25 protein-coding genes are annotated in these 22,246 nt (G+C 39.8%); all 25 read left to right on the forward strand.

The features are described from left to right. Nucleotides 1–144 precede the first annotated feature (144 nt). Complete coding sequence (locus tag ACFQRG_RS00850) at nt 145–417, forward strand: HU family DNA-binding protein (RefSeq protein WP_380962680.1); 273 nt, start codon at nt 145–147, stop codon at nt 415–417. 375 nt (nt 418–792) lie between these two features. Then, nucleotides 793–1,356, forward strand: coding sequence for a GTP cyclohydrolase I FolE (folE, locus tag ACFQRG_RS00855; protein ID WP_380962682.1), 564 nt, complete (start codon nt 793–795; stop codon nt 1,354–1,356). A 24-nt stretch (nt 1,357–1,380) separates the two neighbouring features. Continuing rightward, nucleotides 1,381–1,602: a trp RNA-binding attenuation protein MtrB gene (mtrB, locus tag ACFQRG_RS00860; RefSeq protein WP_380962684.1), complete on the forward strand. Its 222-nt coding sequence runs from the start codon at nt 1,381–1,383 to the stop codon at nt 1,600–1,602. 135 nt (nt 1,603–1,737) lie between these two features. Beyond that, nucleotides 1,738–2,541 carry a heptaprenyl diphosphate synthase component 1 gene (locus tag ACFQRG_RS00865; protein WP_380962686.1) on the forward strand — a complete coding sequence of 268 codons (804 nt, stop codon included), beginning with the start codon at nt 1,738–1,740 and terminating at the stop codon, nt 2,539–2,541. Between the two features lie 4 nt (nt 2,542–2,545). Next, nucleotides 2,546–3,247, forward strand: a complete 702-nt coding sequence (locus ACFQRG_RS00870) for a demethylmenaquinone methyltransferase (protein WP_380962688.1) — start codon at nt 2,546–2,548, stop codon at nt 3,245–3,247. Between the two features lie 31 nt (nt 3,248–3,278). Beyond that, the gene (gene hepT / locus ACFQRG_RS00875) at nt 3,279–4,247 is read left to right on the forward strand and encodes a heptaprenyl diphosphate synthase component II (RefSeq protein WP_380962690.1); all 969 of its coding nucleotides are present in this window, start codon (nt 3,279–3,281) and stop codon (nt 4,245–4,247) included. A gap of 311 nt (nt 4,248–4,558) precedes the next feature. Next, nucleotides 4,559–5,002, forward strand: coding sequence for a nucleoside-diphosphate kinase (ndk, locus tag ACFQRG_RS00880; protein ID WP_380962692.1), 444 nt, complete (start codon nt 4,559–4,561; stop codon nt 5,000–5,002). A gap of 135 nt (nt 5,003–5,137) precedes the next feature. Beyond that, nucleotides 5,138–5,914 (forward strand): CheR family methyltransferase, encoded by a 777-nt coding sequence (locus tag ACFQRG_RS00885; RefSeq protein ID WP_380962694.1) that lies wholly within the window; start codon nt 5,138–5,140, stop codon nt 5,912–5,914. Between the two features lie 132 nt (nt 5,915–6,046). Then, nucleotides 6,047–7,213 (forward strand): chorismate synthase, encoded by a 1,167-nt coding sequence (aroC, locus tag ACFQRG_RS00890; RefSeq protein ID WP_380962696.1) that lies wholly within the window; start codon nt 6,047–6,049, stop codon nt 7,211–7,213. After that, the gene (gene aroB, locus ACFQRG_RS00895; protein ID WP_380962698.1) at nt 7,213–8,280 is read left to right on the forward strand and encodes a 3-dehydroquinate synthase; all 1,068 of its coding nucleotides are present in this window, start codon (nt 7,213–7,215) and stop codon (nt 8,278–8,280) included. The genes aroC and aroB overlap by 1 nt, the downstream gene beginning before the upstream one ends. A 240-nt stretch (nt 8,281–8,520) precedes the next feature. Next, nucleotides 8,521–10,023, forward strand: coding sequence for an anthranilate synthase component I (gene trpE, locus ACFQRG_RS00900; RefSeq protein ID WP_380962700.1), 1,503 nt, complete (start codon nt 8,521–8,523; stop codon nt 10,021–10,023). Further along, nucleotides 10,016–11,038, forward strand: a complete 1,023-nt coding sequence (gene trpD, locus ACFQRG_RS00905; protein WP_380962702.1) for an anthranilate phosphoribosyltransferase — start codon at nt 10,016–10,018, stop codon at nt 11,036–11,038. Before trpE ends, trpD begins: the two co-directional genes overlap by 8 nt. Further along, nucleotides 11,031–11,795 (forward strand): indole-3-glycerol phosphate synthase TrpC, encoded by a 765-nt coding sequence (gene trpC / locus ACFQRG_RS00910; protein WP_380962704.1) that lies wholly within the window; start codon nt 11,031–11,033, stop codon nt 11,793–11,795. The genes trpD and trpC overlap by 8 nt, the downstream gene beginning before the upstream one ends. After that, nucleotides 11,792–12,448: a phosphoribosylanthranilate isomerase gene (locus tag ACFQRG_RS00915; RefSeq protein WP_380962706.1), complete on the forward strand. Its 657-nt coding sequence runs from the start codon at nt 11,792–11,794 to the stop codon at nt 12,446–12,448. The genes trpC and ACFQRG_RS00915 overlap by 4 nt, the downstream gene beginning before the upstream one ends. Next, nucleotides 12,435–13,637 carry a tryptophan synthase subunit beta gene (gene trpB / locus ACFQRG_RS00920; protein ID WP_380962708.1) on the forward strand — a complete coding sequence of 401 codons (1,203 nt, stop codon included), beginning with the start codon at nt 12,435–12,437 and terminating at the stop codon, nt 13,635–13,637. The genes ACFQRG_RS00915 and trpB overlap by 14 nt, the downstream gene beginning before the upstream one ends. Beyond that, a complete protein-coding gene (gene trpA, locus ACFQRG_RS00925; RefSeq protein WP_380962710.1) occupies nt 13,624–14,472 on the forward strand; it encodes a tryptophan synthase subunit alpha in 849 nt (282 codons plus the stop codon). Before trpB ends, trpA begins: the two co-directional genes overlap by 14 nt. 71 nt (nt 14,473–14,543) lie before the next feature. Continuing rightward, complete coding sequence (locus ACFQRG_RS00930) at nt 14,544–15,647, forward strand: prephenate dehydrogenase (protein ID WP_380962712.1); 1,104 nt, start codon at nt 14,544–14,546, stop codon at nt 15,645–15,647. 9 nt (nt 15,648–15,656) lie between these two features. Next, complete coding sequence (gene aroA, locus ACFQRG_RS00935) at nt 15,657–16,949, forward strand: 3-phosphoshikimate 1-carboxyvinyltransferase (protein WP_380962714.1); 1,293 nt, start codon at nt 15,657–15,659, stop codon at nt 16,947–16,949. A gap of 211 nt (nt 16,950–17,160) precedes the next feature. Next, nucleotides 17,161–18,414 carry a tetratricopeptide repeat protein gene (locus ACFQRG_RS00940; RefSeq protein WP_380962716.1) on the forward strand — a complete coding sequence of 418 codons (1,254 nt, stop codon included), beginning with the start codon at nt 17,161–17,163 and terminating at the stop codon, nt 18,412–18,414. Between the two features lie 112 nt (nt 18,415–18,526). Further along, complete coding sequence (locus ACFQRG_RS00945) at nt 18,527–19,072, forward strand: ReoY family proteolytic degradation factor (RefSeq protein ID WP_380962718.1); 546 nt, start codon at nt 18,527–18,529, stop codon at nt 19,070–19,072. 112 nt (nt 19,073–19,184) lie between these two features. Further along, entirely contained in the window at nt 19,185–19,652 is a 468-nt protein-coding gene (locus ACFQRG_RS00950; protein ID WP_380962720.1) for a YpiF family protein, read from the forward strand. Between the two features lie 127 nt (nt 19,653–19,779). After that, the gene (locus ACFQRG_RS00955) at nt 19,780–20,286 is read left to right on the forward strand and encodes a ubiquinol-cytochrome c reductase iron-sulfur subunit (protein ID WP_380962722.1); all 507 of its coding nucleotides are present in this window, start codon (nt 19,780–19,782) and stop codon (nt 20,284–20,286) included. A 3-nt stretch (nt 20,287–20,289) separates the two neighbouring features. Continuing rightward, the gene (gene qcrB / locus ACFQRG_RS00960; RefSeq protein ID WP_380962724.1) at nt 20,290–20,961 is read left to right on the forward strand and encodes a menaquinol-cytochrome c reductase cytochrome b subunit; all 672 of its coding nucleotides are present in this window, start codon (nt 20,290–20,292) and stop codon (nt 20,959–20,961) included. Between the two features lie 32 nt (nt 20,962–20,993). Beyond that, nucleotides 20,994–21,761 (forward strand): menaquinol-cytochrome c reductase cytochrome b/c subunit, encoded by a 768-nt coding sequence (locus ACFQRG_RS00965; protein WP_380962726.1) that lies wholly within the window; start codon nt 20,994–20,996, stop codon nt 21,759–21,761. A 142-nt stretch (nt 21,762–21,903) separates the two neighbouring features. Then, nucleotides 21,904–22,246 (forward strand): DUF1405 domain-containing protein (locus ACFQRG_RS00970; RefSeq protein WP_380962728.1); only part of this gene is annotated, 343 nt, incomplete at its 3' end.

Here is a 22,246-nt window from a genome sequence, read left to right on the forward strand (position 1 = left end):
TATTTACTTAATAAGGGTTTCCAGCGGTTATTATTTAAAAAAATGTTGAATTCCTGCATGACTTCGTATAAGATAAGCGTTGATAATGCATTTAAAAAAAGCAGATGTTTTTTAAATGACATTATTTGAGAGGAGGTGAAGGCATTGAATAAGACTGATTTAATTAATGCTGTTGCGGAATCAGCCCAACTATCAAAAAAAGATGCTACTGCAGCTGTAGATTCCGTATTTCAAAACATTGCTGATGCCCTCAAAGAAGGTAGTAAGGTTCAATTAATAGGTTTTGGTAACTTTGAAGTTCGCGAACGCTCTGCACGTAAGGGCCGTAACCCGCAGACAGGTGAGGAGATTGATATCCCTGCAAGCAAAGTACCGGCCTTTAAACCAGGTAAGGCCCTAAAGGATGCTGTTAAATAACATAAATACATAGGGCAAAAAAAAAGAGCCAATACGGCTCTTTTTTATTTTTTTCATTTTAATAGTCGGGGTAGTCACGGTGGTGCTTCTGCGCCGACGCTTATTCAACGAAGCATCTCCACTTCTCGTCGCTCTATGCCAGTACCTTATAGTTTTCTTTACTTTTTATAGTCTGGTATGCTCCTGCGCCGAAGATTATTCAAGGGGGTATCTCCACTTCTCGTCGCAGCTCGGAGCAGTTCGAGATGTTATGCTCGTTGCTTCTTCTCCATTAACTTTTAAAGCTTGCCAATCGTCAGGTTTTCTTTACTTTTGATAGACGGTTGTGCTAATATTTTGGTGATAAGATAGGTCGTTTGAAATGGAGGGCACACTGTGAGCGTAGATCATGAAAAAATTGAAAAAGCAGTTAAAATGATTATTGAAGCCATTGGAGAAGACCCTGACCGCGAGGGTTTATTAGATACACCGAAACGTGTGGCAAGGATGTATGAAGAAGTCTTCCAAGGTCTTAACCAAGATCCGGAAGAATACTTTGCGACAATCTTCGGAGAAGATCATGAAGAACTGGTACTTGTTAAAGATATCCCTTTTTATTCAATGTGTGAGCATCATTTAGTTCCTTTCTATGGAAAAGCCCATGTCGGGTATATTCCAAAGGGCGGAAAAGTAACGGGATTAAGTAAACTGGCAAGAGCGGTTGAAGCTATAGCCAAACGTCCGCAGCTGCAAGAAAGAATTACAACAACTATTGCCGATGCTATTGTAAATACACTCGACCCTCATGGTGTGATTGTCGTTGTTGAGGCCGTACATATGTGTATGACAATGCGGGGAGTGAAAAAGCCGGGATCCAAAACAGTGACGTCTGCTGTCAGAGGCATTTTTCAGAAGGACGCATCTGCCCGTTCAGAAGCTATGATGCTGATTAGAGATTAATTGGCGGGAAAAGGAGGGTTTCTATTGGCTGAAAATGTTTTTAATGACTTTATGGTTATAAAAGCTGAGGAAAATGGTGTGAACGTCATGGGCCTGACCAGAGGTGCCAATACCCGTTTTCATCATATTGAAAAACTCGATAAAGGTGAAGTCATAATAGCCCAATTTACTGAACAGACTGCTGCGGTTAAAGTTCGGGGCAAGGCTACAATACAAACGAGACACGGGGTTATTAATGCTGAATAAGGAAAACTTTCTGTATTATAATATAAAAGCAGGTTACCCTGCTTTTATTGTTTAATGCAGGATATAATTTATGATATAATATTTAAAGGTTTTTTGAGCGTATGACTTATTCTTGATTAGTGTGGGGGACATATAATGACCATCAATGAAGAGCTTTTAGATATTAAAGAGAAATTAAAATATACAATGGAGCACCCATACTTAGATAAATATTCAGTTCGTCCTTATATCGATGAAGATAAACTTCTAGCCTTTTATTTGCTTTTAAAGGAGAATGGCTCTTACAAAAAAGTATATGACTATGTCATTGTCATGATGCTTGTACAAATTGCACTAGATACCCATGATCATGTGACCAATGAGCCGTTAAAGAACCAAAGTCAAAATAAATCAAGGCAGCTGACGGTATTAGGCGGGGACTATTACAGCGCGCTTTACTATTTTATTTTGACAAACATTCCTGACTTGCAAATGACCAAACAAATAGCTAAAGCGATTCAAGAAATTAACGAATATAAGATGGCGTTTTTTAGCAATGACCATGTTCAATGGACAACTTTATTTCAGCAGCTTGGCCGCATTGAATCCGTTCTTGTGACCAAAATTGCTTCGTATTTAGGTTTTTCCGGTTGGACAAAAATAATCTTCGATTATTTCTTGCTAAAAAGACTGTCCCTTGAAAAAAATAAATCCAACAGTAATCACAATCATACCTTTTCATTTTTTCATCATCTTGATATCGTTAATAAAAACCCTGATATCCGAAAAGTTACAAAGCAAAAAATTGACTACTATTTTAAGGAATTGAAGTTAAATCTGGAACAAACTTTAAAAGAACAGCCGTTATTTAATACGTTTTTTAAAAACTGTTCTTTAAAACTGGTATTTGAGAGTGAAGATCACTTCCTTTTTGATCATCGGCTAGCGGAAGAAGGTTAAAATTATGAATGAAGCAAAGCGTGAAAAAGTACATGATGTATTTCAAACAATATATAAAAAATATGATTTTATGAACTCGCTTATGAGCTTCAATTGTCATAAAGCATGGCGCAAAAAGACAATGGCGCTAATGAACGTTCAGCCGGGTGAGAAGGCCTTAGATGTTTGCTGCGGTACAGGGGACTGGACAATATCACTTGCCGAGGCAGTGGGAAACAGCGGCGAAGTTAACGGGTTGGATTTTAGTGAGAATATGCTTCAGGTTGCTGAAAAGAAAGTAGAAGAAAATCACTTAACCAATGTTAAATTAATGCATGGCGATGCTATGAAAATGCCTTATGAAGATGGTCAATTTGATTATGTTACCATCGGCTTTGGATTACGTAATGTTCCCGATTATTTAACAGTACTTAAGGAAATGTATCGTGTTTTAAAACCGGGAGGGATGGTTGTTTGCTTGGAAACTTCCCAGCCTGCTATTCCGGTTTATACACAGCTTTATTTTTTTTACTTCAAACATATTATGCCTCTATTAGGCAAATATTTTGCTAACAGCTATGATGAATATGTTTGGCTGTATGAGTCCACCAAGAATTTCCCAGATAAAAAGACGCTTGCAGGACTGTTTCAAGAAGCTGGTTTTTCTCGCGTGAAAATTAAGTCTTTTATGGGTGGAATCGCTGCTGTCCACCATGCAAGAAAATAAGACGACATAATAAAATAAAGGTGAATTGGGTATGTCACTGACAAGAATTTACAGAGAACTTAAACGGGATTTAAATGAAATTGAAAAAGGGATAGAGGAAGCTGTCACATCTGATCATCCAACGCTTCACCAGGCAGGGTATGAGTTATTAAAAGCCGGGGGTAAACGGATAAGGCCGATATTGGTATTACTGGCCTCTCATTATGGGGATAAAGACGATCCAGCAGTAAAGAAAGCCGCTATTACATTGGAGCTTATTCATACGGCTTCACTTGTCCACGATGATGTCATCGACAATGCAGAACTTCGGCGGGGCAAGCCTACGGTAAAAGCGAAATGGAACAATCGCGTTGCCATGTATGCGGGTGATTACATATTTGCCAAAGCCATCGACTTAATGGCTGATATTCATGACACATATGCCAATCAAGTTGTGGCAAAAGCGATGCAAGAAATGAGCATAGGAGAAATTGAGCAAATTAAGGATCAATTTAATTGCCATCAGAATCTTCGGAAGTATTTATTAAGAATTAAACGGAAAACTGCATTGTTAATGGCTATTAGTTGTGAATTGGGAGCCGTATCAGCGGGTGCTTCCAGGTCTATTAGCCGTAAACTCTATTATTACGGCTATTTCATGGGTATGTCTTATCAAATCACTGATGATATCCTTGACTTTGTAGGGACGGAAAAACAATTAGGAAAGCCTGCCGGAAGCGATCTGAAGCAAGGGAATATTACATTGCCAACGCTAATGGCTTTCCGTCATTCAGATATTAAAGAAGCTGTTATGCTGACGCTCCAATTAGACAACCCTTCCCAGAAGGATTTCGATCATATCATAAACTTAATTAAACAATCCGGTGCAATTGAAGTTTCACAGGAAGTGAGCACACAATATCTGAATAAGGCGTACAGGGTCCTGAATGATCTTCCAAATAACTCAGCAACCCGTTCATTTAAGGAAATTGCTGATTATATCGGTACAAGAAAATATTGATTTGTATTTGCGGAAAAATTTTGATAGACTTAGGCTGATACAAACTTTATACTAATGTTACAGGTTCGATTACAGTCTATCAGAAGGGCCTCTGCTCCTTCTGGTTATCGAACATCCTTTTTTGTAAGGGTTTAAAAAGGAGGACAAACAGGGCCAAGAAGTTCGAGGCGCGGAAGTCACGAGGACCGGAATGTAGATAATTGCTACTTGAGGACCGGAGTGACGACGCAACGAAGAAATTCGCCGGCAGTGTTTCCCAGACTTTTTAAACATCCTTTCAGAGAGTACATAGGAAATGGAGAGAAATCACAATGGAAAAGACTTTTCTAATGGTGAAACCTGACGGCGTTCAACGCAATTTAATCGGGGAGATCGTTCACCGCTTTGAAAGCAAAGGTTTTCAGCTTGTTGGAGCAAAACTTATGAAGGTATCTCAAGAGCTCGCAGAAAAGCACTATGGCGAACATAAAGATAAGCCTTTTTTTGGTGAGCTTGTCAGCTTTATTACTTCCGGACCTGTTTTTGCTATGGTTTGGCAAGGGGAAAATGTTATTGCACAAGCTCGTCAAATGATGGGGGCTACTAATCCTGCTGATGCTACTCCCGGCAGTATTCGCGGAGATTTTGCCGTTCAGGTTAGCCAAAATATTATTCATGGTTCAGACTCGCCTGAGAGTGCAGAACGCGAAATTGCCTTATTTTTTGATGAAAGCGATCTCATAAGTTACGAAAAAATTGTTAATAAATGGGTATGAAGTAATGTATGGCGTTCACTAAGCGAGGTGCTGGTGAACGCCTGTCATTTAATCATAATTAAAACCAGCCTGCGGGGCTGGTTTTTTGACACCCTGTTTGATATTATATGCTGAGGTAAAGGTTGGGGCGGCATCGTGCAGACCGATTTTGAATGGTTTAAAGTTAAGATGTACCACTTAACTGGCATTGATTTATCACTCTATAAAGAAAGTCAGATGAAAAGACGTTTAAATTCGCTAAGAATGAAACGGGGAATAACTTCGTTTAAAAATTACTATGAAAGTATGTTACAATCAAAAGAACTATTAGAAGAATGTCTTGATAGAATGACGATTAATGTCACAGAATTTTATCGTAACCGTTCAAGGTGGGAAATTCTTGATAAGTTTTTAATTCCAAAAATTCGAGAAACGTCAGCCAGCATGAATGTTTGGAGTGCTGCATGCTCAACTGGAGAAGAACCTTATACATTATCGATTATTTTATCAAAGCACTTTAAATGTTCTGAATTTAACATTTGGGCAACTGACATTGATAAACAAGCTTTAACATTGGCTTCAAACGGGAAATATTCTAAACAGGCACTTAAATCATTTTTAAATCAGGAACGAGAACAATTTTTTGTCAAAGAAGGTTCAGATTACCTGATTAAAGATGATTATAAAAGTCCTATTGTATTCCAGAAACATAATTTATTAGCTGATCCCGTCAATCATAAATTTGATTTAATTGTATGCAGGAATGTTCTTATATATTTTACTGATAATGCAAAACAAATGATTTATCAAAAATTTAGCCGCGCTTTGAAGCCGGGCGGTATATTATTTGTAGGAAGTACAGAGCAGATTTTTAACCCGGAAACTTACCAACTTAAGAGTATTGAAAGTTTTTTCTATGAAAAACTTAAATAAATTTTAAGGTTTGGTTTGAATTTTAATAAAAATATAAAATGGACAAGGAGGGAGACCGTTTTTGAAAAACATGTAACATTATAGAACTGTTAAAATTAACGTTCTATATGTTTTTCATAACGGATATAAAAAATGAGATTTCTAACAGCAGGAGAGTCACATGGACCGCAATTAACAACGATAATTGAAGGGCTTCCAGCTCATTTGGGAATTACAGCGGAGGCGATAAATGCCGAACTTAAGCGGAGACAAGGGGGCTATGGCCGCGGGCGCAGAATGAAAATTGAGACTGATCAAGTTCAAATTTTATCCGGTATCAGACATGGACAGACAACAGGTGCCCCGGTAGCGCTGGTCGTTCAAAATAAAGACTGGAAGAATTGGCAGGACATTATGGGAGCGGAGCCGATTGATAGCTCTCAAGAAGTTAAAAAGCAAGTGACCCGCCCAAGACCGGGGCATGCCGATCTAAACGGTGCCATTAAATATGGACATCGGGATATGAGAAATATTTTGGAACGTTCTTCCGCGAGGGAAACGACGATTCGCGTTGCCATCGGGGCGGTAGCAAAACAATTTTTGTCACAGTTTGGTATTGAGATAGCAGGACGTGTTGTAGAAATTGGCGGTGTAAAAGATGAACATGAGTATTCTTCATCTATAGAAGACATCCGGACAGTAACTGAGGCTTCACCGGTTCGTTGTATGGATAAAGATGCGGAACAAAAAATGATAGCAGCCATTGATGAAGCGAAAAATAATGGTGATTCTCTCGGGGGAGTCGTTGAAGTTATCGTCACAGGCGTACCAGTAGGACTGGGCAGCCATGTTCATTATGACCGTAAGCTTGATGCACGGATTGCTATGGCAGTGCAAAGTATCAACGCTTTTAAAGGTGTTGAATTCGGCATTGGATTTTCTGCCGCGCATATCCCGGGAAGTCAAGTTCACGACGAAATTATTTGGTCGGAAGATAAAGGATTTACCAGAAAAACAAACAGACTTGGCGGTTTTGAAGGCGGAATGACAACAGGTATGCCGATTGTTGTCAGAGGGGTTATGAAACCAATTCCGACGCTCTACAAACCTTTGCAAAGTGTTGATATTGAAACGAAGGAACCATTTTCTGCAAGTATTGAACGCTCTGATAATTGTGCGGTACCTGCGGCAAGTGTTGTGTGCGAAAATGTTGTTGCCTGGGAGATTGCTCAAGCCATGATGGAAAAGTTCCCTGGTGACAGAATGGAAGAAATGAAAGAAGCCTTCGAAAAATATCAAGAATGGGCGATGAATTTTTAATGGATAAATTAATCATTCAAACAAAACAAGCTGATTATCCTGTTTATATTGGTCCAGGCTTAAGGTTTCGTTTGGCTGAAATGATTCCGGAAAAGTATTCAAGTTTTTATATCATTACCGACGATCAGGTTGGCCGTTATTACGGTGATGAAGTGTACGAGGCTTTATCCGGCTTTAAAACATCTATATATACCGTCCAATCAGGTGAAAATGCCAAAAGCATGAACACGTATCAGGAGATTTTGGATGATATGCTGGAAAAACAACTCGATCGCCGTACGTGTGTCATTGCGCTTGGAGGCGGCGTTGTCGGTGATTTGGCAGGTTTTGTTGCTGCGACTTATCTAAGAGGCGTTGGCTTTATTCAAATGCCGACAACACTGCTCGCTCATGACAGCAGTGTTGGCGGAAAAGTCGCAATCAACCATAAAATGGGTAAAAATTTAATTGGTGCTTTTTATCACCCCTCTGCTGTGATTTACGATACCGAAACACTTGAAACGCTTTCGTTAAGGGAAAGGCGTTCAGGGTTTGCAGAGCTTATCAAACATAGTCTGATTGATTCAACACGGTTTTTTGAGCAATTAAAAGCAGCGATTCCTGATGAAGCAGCGATGACACCGGAAAATATTCAGCCTTTTATCAAGGAAGGCATCCGTGTGAAAGCGGGTATTGTCCGCGAAGATGAGCGTGAATCAGGGATTAGAACGCATTTGAATTTTGGGCATACGCTGGGCCATGCGATTGAAAGTGAATTTGGGTACGGCAGGTTGGCGCATGGCGAGGCAGTGGCAATCGGGATGGTGTTTGCCATGCATCTAAGTGAACATTATTATGGTCATAAGCTGAGGACAGCTGAAGTATCATCATGGCTTGAGGCCCTGGGATTACCGACTCAAGTACCCGCCGGTCTTAGTATTGAAAGCATTTTGCACCGTATGATTTATGACAAAAAGACACAAGAGGGTCGCCTGCGGTTTGTTTTAATGAAAGAAATTGGCAGCGTTGAAACTAAAACGGTTGACATAGAAGAAGTTAAAAAAGTTTTATCTGCTTTTATAAAGTAAAATGAATAAAGACTGTTGACAATTTACAGTTTTTTATTTTATACTTTCATAAAGTTTAAAGTGATAATTATTAGATGAGTTTAGTTGAGATGAGAATGAGTGTATAGAGTAGAGTTGAGCTGAGGGTAATTAATGATGGATAAGTATACCCATGGGCTGTTCCTTTACCCATGGGTTTTTTGCCTTCTCTTGACCTCGATCGCACTTATTCCCCCTTAGATGACAAGGAGGAGTGAGATCATGAATCCCCGAAAAAGGTATGTCACTATTCCGCTTAAGGATAGTTTTTTTACAGATGTGTTTACCCCTATTGAAATTGCTGAATTGTTCCAAGACCAATTCTGTTATTTGCTTGAAAGCCGTGATGGTCAATCATCATGGGGCAGATTTTCATTTATAGGTCTTAATCCTTTCGCTTATATAAAAAAACATGGAGAGCGCTTTGTCTTAGAAGATACTAACGGCAGCGTTCTTATTGAAGCAAGTTCATTGAAAAATATTATGAATAGGTCCAAGGATTTTTTTAACGTTATCAAAACCGATTTAGACTTGCCTTTTTCCGGCGGTGCTGTTGGTTGTGTCGGTTATGATGCGGTATCTGATTTCGAAAAAATTCCGAAGCATCATAGCAATGATCTCAAAACGCCAGTATATGAGTTTGTATTTTGCCGGACAATTATCGCGTTTGATCATTTTGAACAGATGGTTAATGCCATTCATTATTTAACGTTTGAAGAAGCTTTGTCTGAAAAAGAACGTCAAATATGTCTGGAAAATGAAAAGAACTTTTTAAATCAAATTGTCAATCAGCTTCGTAATAAATCATTAAGCCATTCTTTCATTCGTTTTTCTCAAAATAATGTTGATGATAAGGCTTCAGGTCTTTCTATTACATCAACCATGAGTAAGCAAGAGTATTGTCAAAAGGTTGAAGAAATTAAAGAGTACATTACTGCCGGGGATGTTTTTCAAACGGTTTTATCCCACCGGATGGAGATTGATCTGCCTGTCTCATCGTGGGAGCTGTATCGTGCATTACGGGTTACCAATCCATCACCTTATCTATTTTATTTTAAAGGCTCCGGCTATGAGCTTGTCGGCAGTTCTCCTGAAAGAATTGTTAAAGTACAGGATCGGGTAGCGGAAATTCATCCGATAGCGGGTACGCGTCCGCGCGGTAATGATAAAGAAAATGACCGCAGATTAGCTGAAGAATTGCTCCAAGACGATAAAGAACGTGCTGAACACTTAATGCTTGTTGATTTAGCAAGAAACGATATCGGAAAAGTTTCAGAGTTTGGCAGTGTAGAGGTAACGAAATTAATGGAAGTAGGAAGATTTGCTAAGGTGATGCACCTTGTATCTGTTGTTCAGGGGACGCTGAAAGAAGATGCCTCGCCTGTTGATGCACTGATGGCAGCTTTCCCTGCCGGGACGCTTTCTGGAGCGCCTAAGATTAGAGCAATGGAGATTATTAATGAACTTGAGCCTGTATCCAGAGGCTTTTACGGTGGAGCGGTTGGTTATATAGGGTTTGATGGCAATATGGATATGTGTATTACCATTCGAACGTTTACATGTATTGGCGAAAAAGCCTATATTCAAGCGGGAGCCGGTATTGTAGCCGATTCGGTACCTGAAGCGGAATGGGAAGAGACGTTCAATAAGGCACGGGCATTGCTGCAAACGGCGGAAAAGGCCCGGGTACTCTTTACGGCAGCCAAGGAGGGTCAATATGTTTAAAAAAACATTGGAATATATCATTAACGGCGGTACTTTAACTGAAAAAGAAGCGATGAAAACAATGGAAATGGTTATGAACGGCACGGCATCGCCAGTTCAAATTGCCAGCTTCCTGTCAATGGTCAGGTTCCGGGGAGAGACGGTAGACGAACTAACTGGATTTATCCGTTCAATGCGTTCGCATGCTTTAAAAATCGAGCATGAAGAGGATGTTATGGATACTTGCGGAACAGGAGGGGACTGTGCATCGACTTTTAATATTTCAACTGCATCTGCTATTTTATTATCATCTATGGGTGTCAAAGTTGCTAAACACGGAAATCGCGCGGTTTCATCGAAAAGCGGCAGTGTCGATGTCCTTGAGCTGTTAGACATTCCAGTGCAATCTGCCCCGGAAGAGGCCGTTCAGTCACTCAAAGATCATGATTTATGCTTTTTATTTGCACAGAGCTATCATCGTTCAATGAAACATGCCGCAGAGCCAAGACGGGAATTAGGATTTCGGACAACATTTAATCTTCTTGGCCCGCTTGTTAACCCTGCCTCGTGCAAAAAGCAGCTCATTGGTGTTTATGACTGTCATTTAGCGGAAAAGCTTGCTCAAGCGCTTGTAAGGTTAGGAGCGAAACGAATGCTTCTGGTAACCGGAGAAGATGGATTAGATGAGGTAACGATAGCTGGAAAAACGAAGATGATTCTTGTTGAAGGAGAAAAAATAGAGCATTTTTCAATTTCTCCGGAGGATGTCGGGTTAAAAAGCCATCCTTTGTCGGCCATTCAGGTTGCAAATGCAAAGGATAGTGCTGATTTGATTGAAGCAGTTTTTAAAGGATGTGCACCGCAAGCGGCTATTGACACAGTATTGCTTAATACCGCAGCCGGTCTTTATGTTTACGGAAAAACAAGTTCTATTACAGAAGGTGTCGAAAAGGCGAGCCAAGCATTATACAGCGGAGCAGGCTATAATCAATTGCAAAAACTAAGATCGCTTAAGAAGGTGGAAACTCATGCTTAATCAAATACTTGAAACGAAAAAAACGGAATGCAAGACTTTAGTTATGCCGGAAGAGACAAAAAATATTAGCAGGAAGTCCCTTAAGGAAGCACTTATTCATTCCAATCGCCCGCTTGGCATCATTGCTGAAATTAAAAAAGCCTCTCCTTCAAAAGGGCTTTTCAAAGAGAACCTTGAACCGGATGAGGTAGCCCGTGACTACGCCCAAGCCGGTGCAGACGCTATCTCAGTTTTAACCGATCAAGTCTATTTTCAAGGGTCAAATACAAATCTTATTAAAGCGAAGCAGGCAGTTGATATTCCTGTGCTAAGAAAGGATTTTATTATTGATAAGAGGCAAATAGAAGAAAGCCGCTTAATCGGTGCAGATGCTATTCTTCTTATTGCAAGCGCCCTAAGCGCTAAAAAGCTTCATGAGTTTTACTTGGAAGCTTATAATCTGGGCCTTGAAGCATTAGTCGAAGTTCACGATGCCAATGAACTCTCCAGCGTTTTAAATGAATTTAAACCTGAGATAATCGGGATTAATAATCGTAATCTCAAAACCTTTGAAACAACCTTGGAAACGACAGCACAGCTTTTGCCGATGATTCCGAAAGAGCTTGTCATCGTCAGCGAATCAGGTGTTAAAACGGCGGAAGATATCGATTTATTAATAAGTCATCAAGTCACTGGCGCATTAGTCGGCGAAGCATTGATGACTGCGCCTACGCCAAAGGAAGGGTTAGCGCATCTATTTAGGGAGAGAGTTAAATGAACCGGCCGCTTCTTAAATTTTGCGGAAATCATTCGTTAAGCGACTTGAAATTAGCTGTTCAAAGTGAAGCGCAGTTTATTGGTATCGTTTTTGCTAAAGAAAGCAAGCGGCAAGTGTCCATTTCTGAGGCTGAAGCCTGGTTTCGGACCATTCAGTTAAAACCATGTCAGAAACTTGTCGGCGTGTTCGTCAATAGTCCCGTATCGTTTATTAAAAGGGCTGTCGGGCGCTTGCCGATTGATGTCATTCAATGTCACGGCAATGAAACGGTAGATGACATTCTTGATTTAAAATGTCAAATTAATAAACCAGTTTGGAAAGCTATCCATCAGGACCAAGATACTGTTAAAAAAATGCAAGCTTATGAAGGAGTCATTGATGGCTTTATCATTGATACGAAAACAGCAAAATGGGGCGGAAGCGGAGTATCCTTTGATTGGCAGCACGTCCCGGCATATACGAAAGAAGCAAAAAGACAGGGTGTTCATTGTTTCATAGCCGGCGGAATCCGCCCGGATAATATTGACCGTTTATTAACATACGAACCGGAGGGTATTGATATAGCATCCGGTATAGAAACCGAGTTAAGAAAAGATCCGGAAAAAATAAGACAAATTGCGAAAAAGGCGGGATTTATACATGCAACTACCTAATCATTTGGGACGATTCGGTGAATTTGGCGGAAAATTCGTTCCTGAAACTTTAATGTATGCTTTAGAAGAGTTAGAGACTGCATTAACAGACGCTATGAACGATAATGATTTTCTTAAACTATACCAGCAAACTTTGAAAGAATACTCAGGACGTCCGACACCTGTGACGTATATGAGACGATTGAGCGAAGAAATTGGCGGCGCGCAAATCTATTTGAAAAGGGAAGATTTAAACCATACTGGCGCCCATAAAATTAATAATGCTATCGGTCAGGGACTTCTTGCCCACCGAATGGGCAAGCGGAAAATTGTTGCAGAAACTGGTGCCGGTCAACACGGTGTAGCCGCCGCGACGATTGCCGCATACCTGGGACTTACCTGTAAAGTTTTTATGGGTAAAAAGGATATTGAACGTCAGTCTTTAAATGTTTTTCGAATGGAACTATTAGGAGCAGAAGTGGTAGCTGTTGAAAGCGGCAGTCAGACATTAAAAGATGCAACCAATGAAGCGATTCGTTATTGGGTATCTCATGTTGATGATACCTTTTACTTAATTGGGTCTGTTGTTGGCCCTCATCCGTATCCAATGATGGTGAGAGATTTTCAAAGAGTTATAGGAGACGAATCCAGGGAGCAAATGTTAAGTATGACCGGGAAACTCCCGGATGCAGTTTGTGCATGTGTTGGCGGCGGCAGCAATGCAATGGGGATGTTTTATCCTTTTCTTAAAGATGATGTCAAACTGTTTGGTGCCGAAGCCGGGGGTAAGGGATTAGATACCGGGGACCATGCGGCTACATTAAAAAAAGGCCGAAAAGGTGTCATTCATGGGGCGTTGACCTACTTGCTTCAAGATGCAGATGGTCAAATTGTGGAACCTTATTCAATTTCAGCCGGGCTGGATTATCCGGGGATTGGTCCGGAACATGCTTATTTATCTGAAACGGGCAGGGCCCAATATGAAAGTATAACCGATGAAGAAGCCGTAGGAGCTTTACGAGTATTGTGTGAGAAGGAAGGTATATTACCAGCCTTAGAAAGCGCTCATGCTCTTGCTTTAGCTTTTAAAAAGGCAAAAACAATGACGCCCGAAGAGTCTTTATTAGTTTGTTTATCAGGCCGCGGCGATAAGGATGTTCAAACAATCATGAATGTATTGAAGGAGAGTGACAGCCATGTCTCGCTTTAACCGCTATATTTCTAAAAATAACAAAATGATGTTTATTCCGTATATCACCGCGGGAGACCCCAATACTAAAACCACTGTTGATTTAGCGTTAAAGCTGGAGTCTATGGGGGCTCATGCTATTGAACTCGGCATACCTTATTCTGATCCCCTTGCAGACGGTCCGGTTATCCAAAAAGCTTCGATACGGGCGTTAAAACACGGAATGACTTTGGAAAAAGCGATATCGATGGTTCCTATCATGCGGGAAAGAGGATTAAAAATTCCGGTAATTATATTTACTTACTATAATCTTTTGTTACAATTAGGGGAAGAGCGATTCTTCGAATTGGCCAAAATATATGATGTAGACGGTGTTCTTGTTCCTGATTTACCTTTTGAAGAAAGCCATTCACTGAGAGAGATGGGGAAAAATCATCGTATTCCTTTAATTTCTCTTGTTGCACCGACAACATCAGTTAAGCGGCTCTCAAAAATCGGGGAAGAATCGGAAGGCTTTTTGTATTGTGTTTCATCTCTTGGTGTTACGGGTGTCAGAGAAGAGTTCCATCCGGATGTTTATCGGTTCCTGCAAACTGTAAACTCGGTATGTGATTTACCAATTGCTGTTGGCTTTGGGGTATCTTCATATCGGCAAGTTGAAATGCTCGAGCCGTACTGTGATGGCTTTATTGTAGGGAGCGCCATTATGCGTGAGGTAGAAAAAAGGATTGATCAATTAAATGACGGCACCAAAAGACAGACTGCTTTAGAAGATATCAAGCGTGTCCTGTCATGTAAACTCTTTGGAAACTATGATGCGTCTAATCAACTTGAAGGCGAGACACAAAGAACTTAAGCCTTACCGGTAAGGTAAATCCAGGAATAAAACCAGCTGACAAACTAGAATAGAATTTAAAGGACGTTATTATGGTGAAAAAAAAGGTATTTATTATTGGCTTAGGTTTAATAGGCGGATCAGTCGCCCAAGCGATACGCAAGGCACATGATGTACAAATTATTGGTTATGACAGCCGGGTTGAATCTCTAATTGAAGCCCGGTCTCTTGGCGTCATTGATGAATATGTAACCGAACTGTCAAAGGGTGCAAAAGACGCTGATTTAATTATTATTTCTGTTCCTGTTAACAGTATTTTAGAAGTTATTGAAGAGCTGGCATCCTTAGAGTTAAAGCGGGATGTGTTAATTACAGATACCGGAAGCACAAAAAGGAAAGTGATGGAAAAGGCTCAAGCCTGTTTAAGTGATCGGTATGTGTTCATTGGCGGGCACCCAATGGCAGGTTCACATAAAAGCGGTGTACAAGCTTCTAAGCCGGATCTCTTTGAAAATGCTTTTTATTTTATTGTTGCTAATGAAAAAGCACAGCCTGAACAAGTTGACGAATTAAAAAATTGGTTAAAAGGCACAAGGGCTAAATTTATGACAGTTGATCCCGCTCAGCATGATAAATCTGTCGGTTTAATTAGTCATTTTCCTCATATTATAGCCTCTGGCCTTGTGCATCATTTGAAAAAGTATTCAGGTAAAGGGTTGAATCTGCGCAGGTTGGCGGCAGGAGGGTTTAGAGATATTACGCGGATTGCATCATCCGATCCTATCATGTGGCAGGACATCATTTCTGATAATCGTGATATGATGCTGGCTTTATTTCAATCATGGAGCGATGAAATGGCAAAGATCAAAGAAATGCTGCTTGATAATGACAAAGAAAAAATCAAGGCATTTTTTGCTGATGCAAAAACATTTCGCGACGGATTTCCGCAAAAAGAAAAAGGTGCAATTCCGGGTATTTATGATCTTTATGTTGATGTAGCCGATCAACCGGGTGCTATTTCCGATGTCACAAGAATTATTGGTGAACATAGTATTAACTTAATAAATATTAATGTTATCGAAATACGCGAAAATATCTTTGGTGTTTTACGGTTAACTTTTCAAACATCAAAGCAACGCGATCAAGCAAAAGAAATATTGGAGAAAAATCAGTATAAGACATATCTCGACGATTAGGTGATGGTTATGACAAACACAATATTTCATGGTTTTAAGAAAAAAATTCAAGGGAAAATAAAAGTGCCAGGTGATAAATCAATTTCCCACCGCGCAGTGCTCTTGGGGGCTATCGCCGAGGGAGAAACTACTGTTGACGGGTTCCTTATGGGTGATGACTGCCTTCACACGATGAAATGTATGAGGCAGCTCGGCGTAAGGATTGAAAAGAGTGGAGAATCTCTTATTATTATTGGAAATGGGATTGACGGCTTAAGTGAGCCAGTCGATGTATTGGACGTTGGCAATTCAGGCACCGCTATGCGTTTAATGATCGGACTTCTTGCGGCAAGACCATTTTACAGCGTTCTTGTCGGTGATGCCTCCATTCACCAGCGCCCAATGGACAGGGTTGTGCTGCCTTTGAAACAAATGGGAGCAGATATTTACGGCCGTTCTAACAATCGCTTGGCCCCAATTACCGTTAATGGAAGCAAACTTCATGGAACGGAATATCATTCACCTGTTTCAAGCGCACAGGTAAAGTCGGCTATTTTACTGGCAGGCTTGCAGACAGAAGGCACGACAGTCGTCAGGGAGCCTGAACTGTCAAGGGATCATACAGAAAGAATGATTCGTGCATTCGGGGGATCAGTATTGACTGAGGGGACGGTACATACGATTACTGGTCCGCAAAAATTAACCGGGACTCATATCAAAGTGCCAGGAGATATTTCGTCTGCAGCGTTTTTTATTGCAGCGGCTTTAATAACGCCGGATAGTCATTTAATTATCGAAGATGTAGGTATAAATCCAACTCGAACAGGTATTCTTGATATTTTGAATTCAATGGGGGCGGACATTTCTCTTGAGAATCAAAGAATTGTGAATGATGAACCTGTTAGTGATCTTGTTGTCCGATCCTCGTCACTTCAAGGCACGGAAATCGGCGGCGATGTTATTCCCCGGCTGATTGATGAGATCCCTATTCTTGCTCTTATTGCCACCCAGGCTGAAGGACAAACAGTTATAAAAGATGCCGCTGAGCTAAAGGTTAAAGAAACAAATAGAATTGTTACGGTAGTCAGCCAATTAAGGAAGCTCGGCGCAGATATCGAAGAAACAGAGGATGGCATGATCATCAACGGCCAACCGGGAAAACCTTTAAAAGGCGGCGATGTCAACAGTTTTGGCGATCACCGTATAGGCATGATGCTGGCTATTGCTTCACAAGTAGCAAACGAACCAATAAATGTCGAACGGACGGATTCGATTGCCGTTTCCTTTCCAACGTTCAACGAGTTATTAGAAAGTGTTAGATAAAATTAAATTTTTAGAAAATAGTATTGCCTTTTTATAAATTAGCCTTTATAATGATGTCAAATGGTTTCTCTCCACTCCATCGATAGTTGATAAACTCCATACATTTATTGTATGGAGTTCTTTTTTTACAGCCTTTTTCTTGAAGCCAAGCAGATTCTTGATTAATATTTAATTTATCCACTTATTTTTTAAGGAGCGGGAATAAGTTATTATGAATGAAATCAATCAAGCCGTAACACTCGTTGAAACAGGACAACATGAAAAAGGATTGCAGCTGTTAAAAGAAATATTAAAAACAGCGGACGATGAAACAGCCTATCAAATTGCTGAGCTCTATCAGGACTGGGGGTTAATTGACAGTGCTGAACATATCTATAATGGCCTTTTGAAAAAGTATCCTAACGACAGCCATTTACTCATACAATTAGCTGAACTAAATATTGATCAAGATAAAGAGGAAAAGGCGATCGGACTTTTGTCTAAAATCCATCAATTAGATGAAAATTTTTTAAGCGCCCAATTGCTCCTGGCTGATCTCTATCAATTTCAAGGTCTTGATGAAGTTGCGGAAAAGAAATTGCTGGATGCCTATAAAATTTCTCCAAATGAACCGGTCTTAAGCTATGCTTTGGGTGAATTTTATTTATCTTTGGGCGAACCGTCCCAGGCGATTCCTTATTACAAAAAAGTTTTACATGCAGAATCATTAAGTCACGAGAACGTTGCTTTAAAGCTTGGGGAAGCCTTGAGTTTAAACGGGCAGTTTGAGGAAGCTTTAATTTACTATGAAAAAGGTCTGGAAAAAGAAAAATCGCTAGATGGTTTATTCGGTTTCGGAATGACAGCCTTTCAAACCGGGAAATTCAGAACAGCCATCACAGCACTCGAAGAATTAAAAGAACTGGACCCGCAGTATAGTACGCTGTATCCAGTTTTATCTCAAGCCTATCAGGAAGAAGGCGCCGAAGACGAGGCGCTTAGCACGCTTGAAGAAGGGATCAAGGTTGATGAATTTAATGAACGTCTCTATATGAAAGCGGGAGAATTAGCTGCAGGTCTACATGAATGGAAAAAAGCCGAGCATTATTACAATGAATCGCTAAAAATTAATCCTGATAATATAGAGGCATTAAAACAATTGATTGAAATAAAATATGAACAAGAGGATTATGAAGGCATCATTCACCAGCTCGAAAACGAGCCTAATGATGATCCGACGACGTTATGGTTTTTAGGTAAATCTCATGTACAGGTTGAACAATTCGAACAAGCTCTGGAGTTATATCATAAAATCAGCAGCTATTTTCAGGAAGATCCGGTATTCTTAAATGAGTATGGTGAACTCTTATGGCAAATGGGGGATAGGGAGAAGGCATTAACTTATTTAAGAAAAGCAGTAAACTATGATCCTGATAATCAAGATTTGCAAGCTTTTGTCGAAAGAATTGAGCAGGACTTTTATTAATGCAAGTAGAATTATTATATATAACTGTAAGGTTTCAAATAACAGTAATCTAAAATATACAGTTGACCGTCCTGCATTACAGGTACTATAAACATGAAAGGGGTTGATGATTATGGAACAAATCATATCTGTTAATGAAAAGCGTCTATTTTTAAAATGGTTTTTAAATCATCATCAATTAAAAAGACGTGAGTGTGTATGGCTGTTAAATTACGTTATCAGTGATGATCACTTAATGAGCCTATTTAAATTTGTTGATAATATTAGCGGATGTCCCAGATCTATGGTGATCTCTGAAAAATCAGTGAAAAATATATCCTTTGAGTATAGAAAACATCATGTCAAAACTGATGATCCGGAAAAAGCCTTTCATGATATACGTTTAAATCAAGAAGAGCCGATTTATGTTCAAATGAACTTTTCCTCCCCATACAGCAATCCTGAATATGTTGCTGTTCTTGAGGATAATCCATATCATCAGCCGGATGTTCATGATAAATATGGGGAAATCGCCGATCAGGTTATCAGTCATGTAGAAGTTAAATTTAAAAAGGAAGCTATTTACCGCGAGATTAATCAAGCTCTCGATAACGGTGATAAAGAACGCTTTCATGAATTAACGCAACAACTCAATGAATTAAAAACTCTTGATAAATAATCAAGGGTTTTCTTTATACTGTCAGATTTCACAAATTGTTTAAAATTTTTTCAGATACTTAAGAATACTTATTATAAGGCGACCTTTTAAAATTAAAGAAAGGAGAAGGACAATGAAGTGGGAAGTAAAAGATATAGAAAAGTATTTACAAGAAAAAGAATATATTGATAGTGTTATTATTCCTCTCATCCCTTTTTCGTGGAATGAACAATTAGTCTCTTCAGTAAGGGAAGGACAATATATTAATACTCTATCAATTGAAGTTGAACATCAGCTAAGAGGCAGAGTCGTTGAGATACCGCCATTTACATATTTACGGAATGAAAGTATTGAACAACGTTTGCAAAAGTTAAAAAACTGGGATAGTGAATTAAGGAGAAATGGGATAAAATTTATTTTTTATTTGACCTCTGATGCAGACTGGAAACAAGTCGATAGTCTGTTAGACAGTCTTCTGTGGATGCCGGCTGTTCCGCTTGAACATATGGAAAATAAGTATCGCAATAAGTTTATTGATGAAGGTGTCAGTGATTTGTTGGGACAAATTACACAAAGATGGCAGGCCCAAATTCAAAATTGAATATATTTGCGGCAATTGCCTATATTTATTGACAATTACAGATTGATTACGCTATCATGAGGGTGTCCTAGTAATATTTTCGATAGTTGGTACTTTTCCGAAAACATTCAGAACAGGGGGGGAATCCATGAGCAATAATGAGCATGATGTCACCAGAAGGCAATTTTTGAATTATACGCTAACAGGTGTTGGCGGCTTTATGGCTGCCGGAATGCTAATGCCAATGCTGCGATTTGCCATTGACCCGCTCTTACAAAATCAAAAGTCGGGTAAAATGGTCGCTGTAACAAATGTTGATCAGTTAACAAATGAACCGCAGCGCTTTACGTTTAAAGTGAAAACAGTAGATGGCTGGCATACATTTGAACAACAGAAAATTGCCTATATTTACAAAGGAAAGAATGGAGATATTCTTGCTCTCTCACCGATTTGTACTCATCTTGGCTGTACGGTCAGCTGGAACGATCCTGCTTATCCGAACGAATTTCATTGTCCGTGTCACGGCGGCCGCTATACGAAAAGCGGGATAAACATTCCCGGCACGCCGCCGCCTGCACCATTGCATGTTTACGATAAGAAAATAAAAGGCGGCACCATTTACCTTGGGGAAGATCATCCAAGAGGGGGGGCGTAATATATGTTAGCAAAACTCTATGATTGGGTTGATGAGCGATTAGATATTACACCGATGTGGCGCGATTTAGCGGATCACGAAGTGCCGGAACATGTCAACCCCGCTTACCACTTTTCTGCGTTTGTTTATTGCTTTGGCGGATTAACATTTTTCACAATAGTCATTCAAATCTTATCAGGTATGTTTTTGACTATGTATTATGTTCCCGATATTAGCAGGGCATGGGACTCCGTATTTTATTTGCAAAATAAAGTGGCATACGGCCAAATTGTCCGCGGTATGCACCACTGGGGTGCGAGTGTTACGATAGTGATGGTGTTTTTACATACGCTGCGCGTGTTTTTCACTGGTGCGTATAAAAAACCTCGTGAATTAAACTGGGTTGTAGGTGTTTTGCTCTTTTTTGTCATTCTGGGTTTAGGATTTACCGGGTACCTGTTGCCTTGGGATATGAAAGCATTGTTTGCAACAAAAGTTGGTATGCAAATTGCAGCATCCGTCCCATTTATAGGCGGCTGGATACAGACACTCCTGCAAGGCAGTGATATTGTAGGCGCACAGACGTTAGCCAGATTCTTTGCTATTCATGTATTCTTCTTACCTGCAGTCTTACTGGGACTGTTAGCAGCGCATTTCATTATGATTCGCAGACAAGGTATTTCCGGTCCGCTGTAAGATTGACTGAACTGTGAAAAGGAGGGAGAGTCATGCATCGCGGAAAAGGAATGAAATTTGTCGGAGATTCAAGGGTTCCTGAAAAGGGAGGATTTGTTCCCCCGAAGGATTACTCGGAATATCCTGGAAAAATGGAAGCTTTTTTACCGAACTTTTTATTAAAAGAATGGATGGTTGGCGCAGTTTTTCTCGTTGGGTTCTTAGTTTTAACAATGGTTGAACCTTCACCGCTTGAAGCTGAAGCGGATCCGACAAAGTCTGGTTATATACCATTGCCTGACTGGTATTTCCTGTTTTTATATCAATTACTGAAGTATCCATACGCGGCCGGTCAATATAAAGTCATGGGTGCTATCGTTATTCCAGGACTTGCACTCGTCGGTTTGTTATTGGCTCCATGGTTAGATAAGGGACCTGAACGGCGCCCGGCTAAAAGGCCGATAGCAACAGGATTAATGCTCTTAGCTATCATCTCTATTTTTTATCTTACATGGGAATCCACCGTTTCACACGACTGGAGGCAAGCAGCGCAACAGGGGAAAATTGTAAAAAAGGTTAGTATTGACAAAAGTTCAAAAGGTTACAAAATATACTCAAGCCAATCCTGCGTGAACTGTCATGGACAGAATCTTGAAGGTCAAGTAGGGCCGACATTCATAGGAAAAAATATACCTGCCTCTCTGGTTGAACAAGTCGCTGTTAAAGGTATACCCCCTAAAATGCCGGCAAATGCATTTAAGGGTTCGAAAAAGGATTTAAAAACATTAGCTGAATTCATAGCAAAATCAAGTAAAAAATAAGCCGGCTTTTTTAGCCGGCTTATTTTCTTAACATTCCCCTTAATGAAATATTCAAAATTGGATTAAAATGAAAATCTCTTGTTATTATAATAAAATGAAGTAAAATCTAATAATGAAACATTCTTGAATCAAGGAGAAAATAATGACCATCATTTACTACTTGCTTAAGCAAAAATGGGTAATCACAACTTTATTGATCATTAATATATTAGGAACCGTATATGGTTTTTACTGGTATAAGTTTCAACTGAAAGAGACTCCGCTGAAATTCATGGCATTTGTTCCGGACAGCCCGACTGCTAGTTTGTTTTTTTGTATTGTTTTAGCCGGTTTTTTATTAAAAAAACATTGGCCATTATTTATAAAAAGAAAACCATACGCTAGGCGTATGGTTCCGGAAAGCTTTCAGCGATGTAACAAAAAAAGCCCCTCTAGTGATAAAATAAATTTTGGTTCGCCAACCAGATTTATTTTACTAGGAGGGA

The sequence above is a fragment of the Scopulibacillus cellulosilyticus genome (assembly GCF_042665295.1).
Taxonomy (GTDB): Bacteria; Bacillota; Bacilli; order Bacillales; family Sporolactobacillaceae; genus Scopulibacillus_A; species Scopulibacillus_A cellulosilyticus.

Bases quoted from the DNA above. Each gene is read 5' to 3' on its own strand.
- ACFQRG_RS00865 (WP_380962686.1), top strand. From the start codon at position 1,738: ATGACCATCAATGAAGAGCTTTTAGATATTAAAGAGAAATTAAAATAT.
- ACFQRG_RS00870 (WP_380962688.1), top strand. From the start codon at position 2,546: ATGAATGAAGCAAAGCGTGAAAAAGTACATGATGTATTTCAAACAATA.
- hepT (WP_380962690.1), top strand. From the start codon at position 3,279: ATGTCACTGACAAGAATTTACAGAGAACTTAAACGGGATTTAAATGAA.
- ndk (WP_380962692.1), top strand. From the start codon at position 4,559: ATGGAAAAGACTTTTCTAATGGTGAAACCTGACGGCGTTCAACGCAAT.
- aroC (WP_380962696.1), top strand. From the start codon at position 6,047: ATGAGATTTCTAACAGCAGGAGAGTCACATGGACCGCAATTAACAACG.
- aroB (WP_380962698.1), top strand. From the start codon at position 7,213: ATGGATAAATTAATCATTCAAACAAAACAAGCTGATTATCCTGTTTAT.
- trpE (WP_380962700.1), top strand. From the start codon at position 8,521: ATGAATCCCCGAAAAAGGTATGTCACTATTCCGCTTAAGGATAGTTTT.
- trpD (WP_380962702.1), top strand. From the start codon at position 10,016: ATGTTTAAAAAAACATTGGAATATATCATTAACGGCGGTACTTTAACT.
- trpC (WP_380962704.1), top strand. From the start codon at position 11,031: ATGCTTAATCAAATACTTGAAACGAAAAAAACGGAATGCAAGACTTTA.
- ACFQRG_RS00915 (WP_380962706.1), top strand. From the start codon at position 11,792: ATGAACCGGCCGCTTCTTAAATTTTGCGGAAATCATTCGTTAAGCGAC.
- trpB (WP_380962708.1), top strand. From the start codon at position 12,435: ATGCAACTACCTAATCATTTGGGACGATTCGGTGAATTTGGCGGAAAA.
- trpA (WP_380962710.1), top strand. From the start codon at position 13,624: ATGTCTCGCTTTAACCGCTATATTTCTAAAAATAACAAAATGATGTTT.
- ACFQRG_RS00930 (WP_380962712.1), top strand. From the start codon at position 14,544: ATGGTGAAAAAAAAGGTATTTATTATTGGCTTAGGTTTAATAGGCGGA.
- aroA (WP_380962714.1), top strand. From the start codon at position 15,657: ATGACAAACACAATATTTCATGGTTTTAAGAAAAAAATTCAAGGGAAA.
- ACFQRG_RS00940 (WP_380962716.1), top strand. From the start codon at position 17,161: ATGAATGAAATCAATCAAGCCGTAACACTCGTTGAAACAGGACAACAT.
- ACFQRG_RS00945 (WP_380962718.1), top strand. From the start codon at position 18,527: ATGGAACAAATCATATCTGTTAATGAAAAGCGTCTATTTTTAAAATGG.
- ACFQRG_RS00950 (WP_380962720.1), top strand. From the start codon at position 19,185: ATGAAGTGGGAAGTAAAAGATATAGAAAAGTATTTACAAGAAAAAGAA.
- ACFQRG_RS00955 (WP_380962722.1), top strand. From the start codon at position 19,780: ATGAGCAATAATGAGCATGATGTCACCAGAAGGCAATTTTTGAATTAT.
- qcrB (WP_380962724.1), top strand. From the start codon at position 20,290: ATGTTAGCAAAACTCTATGATTGGGTTGATGAGCGATTAGATATTACA.
- ACFQRG_RS00965 (WP_380962726.1), top strand. From the start codon at position 20,994: ATGCATCGCGGAAAAGGAATGAAATTTGTCGGAGATTCAAGGGTTCCT.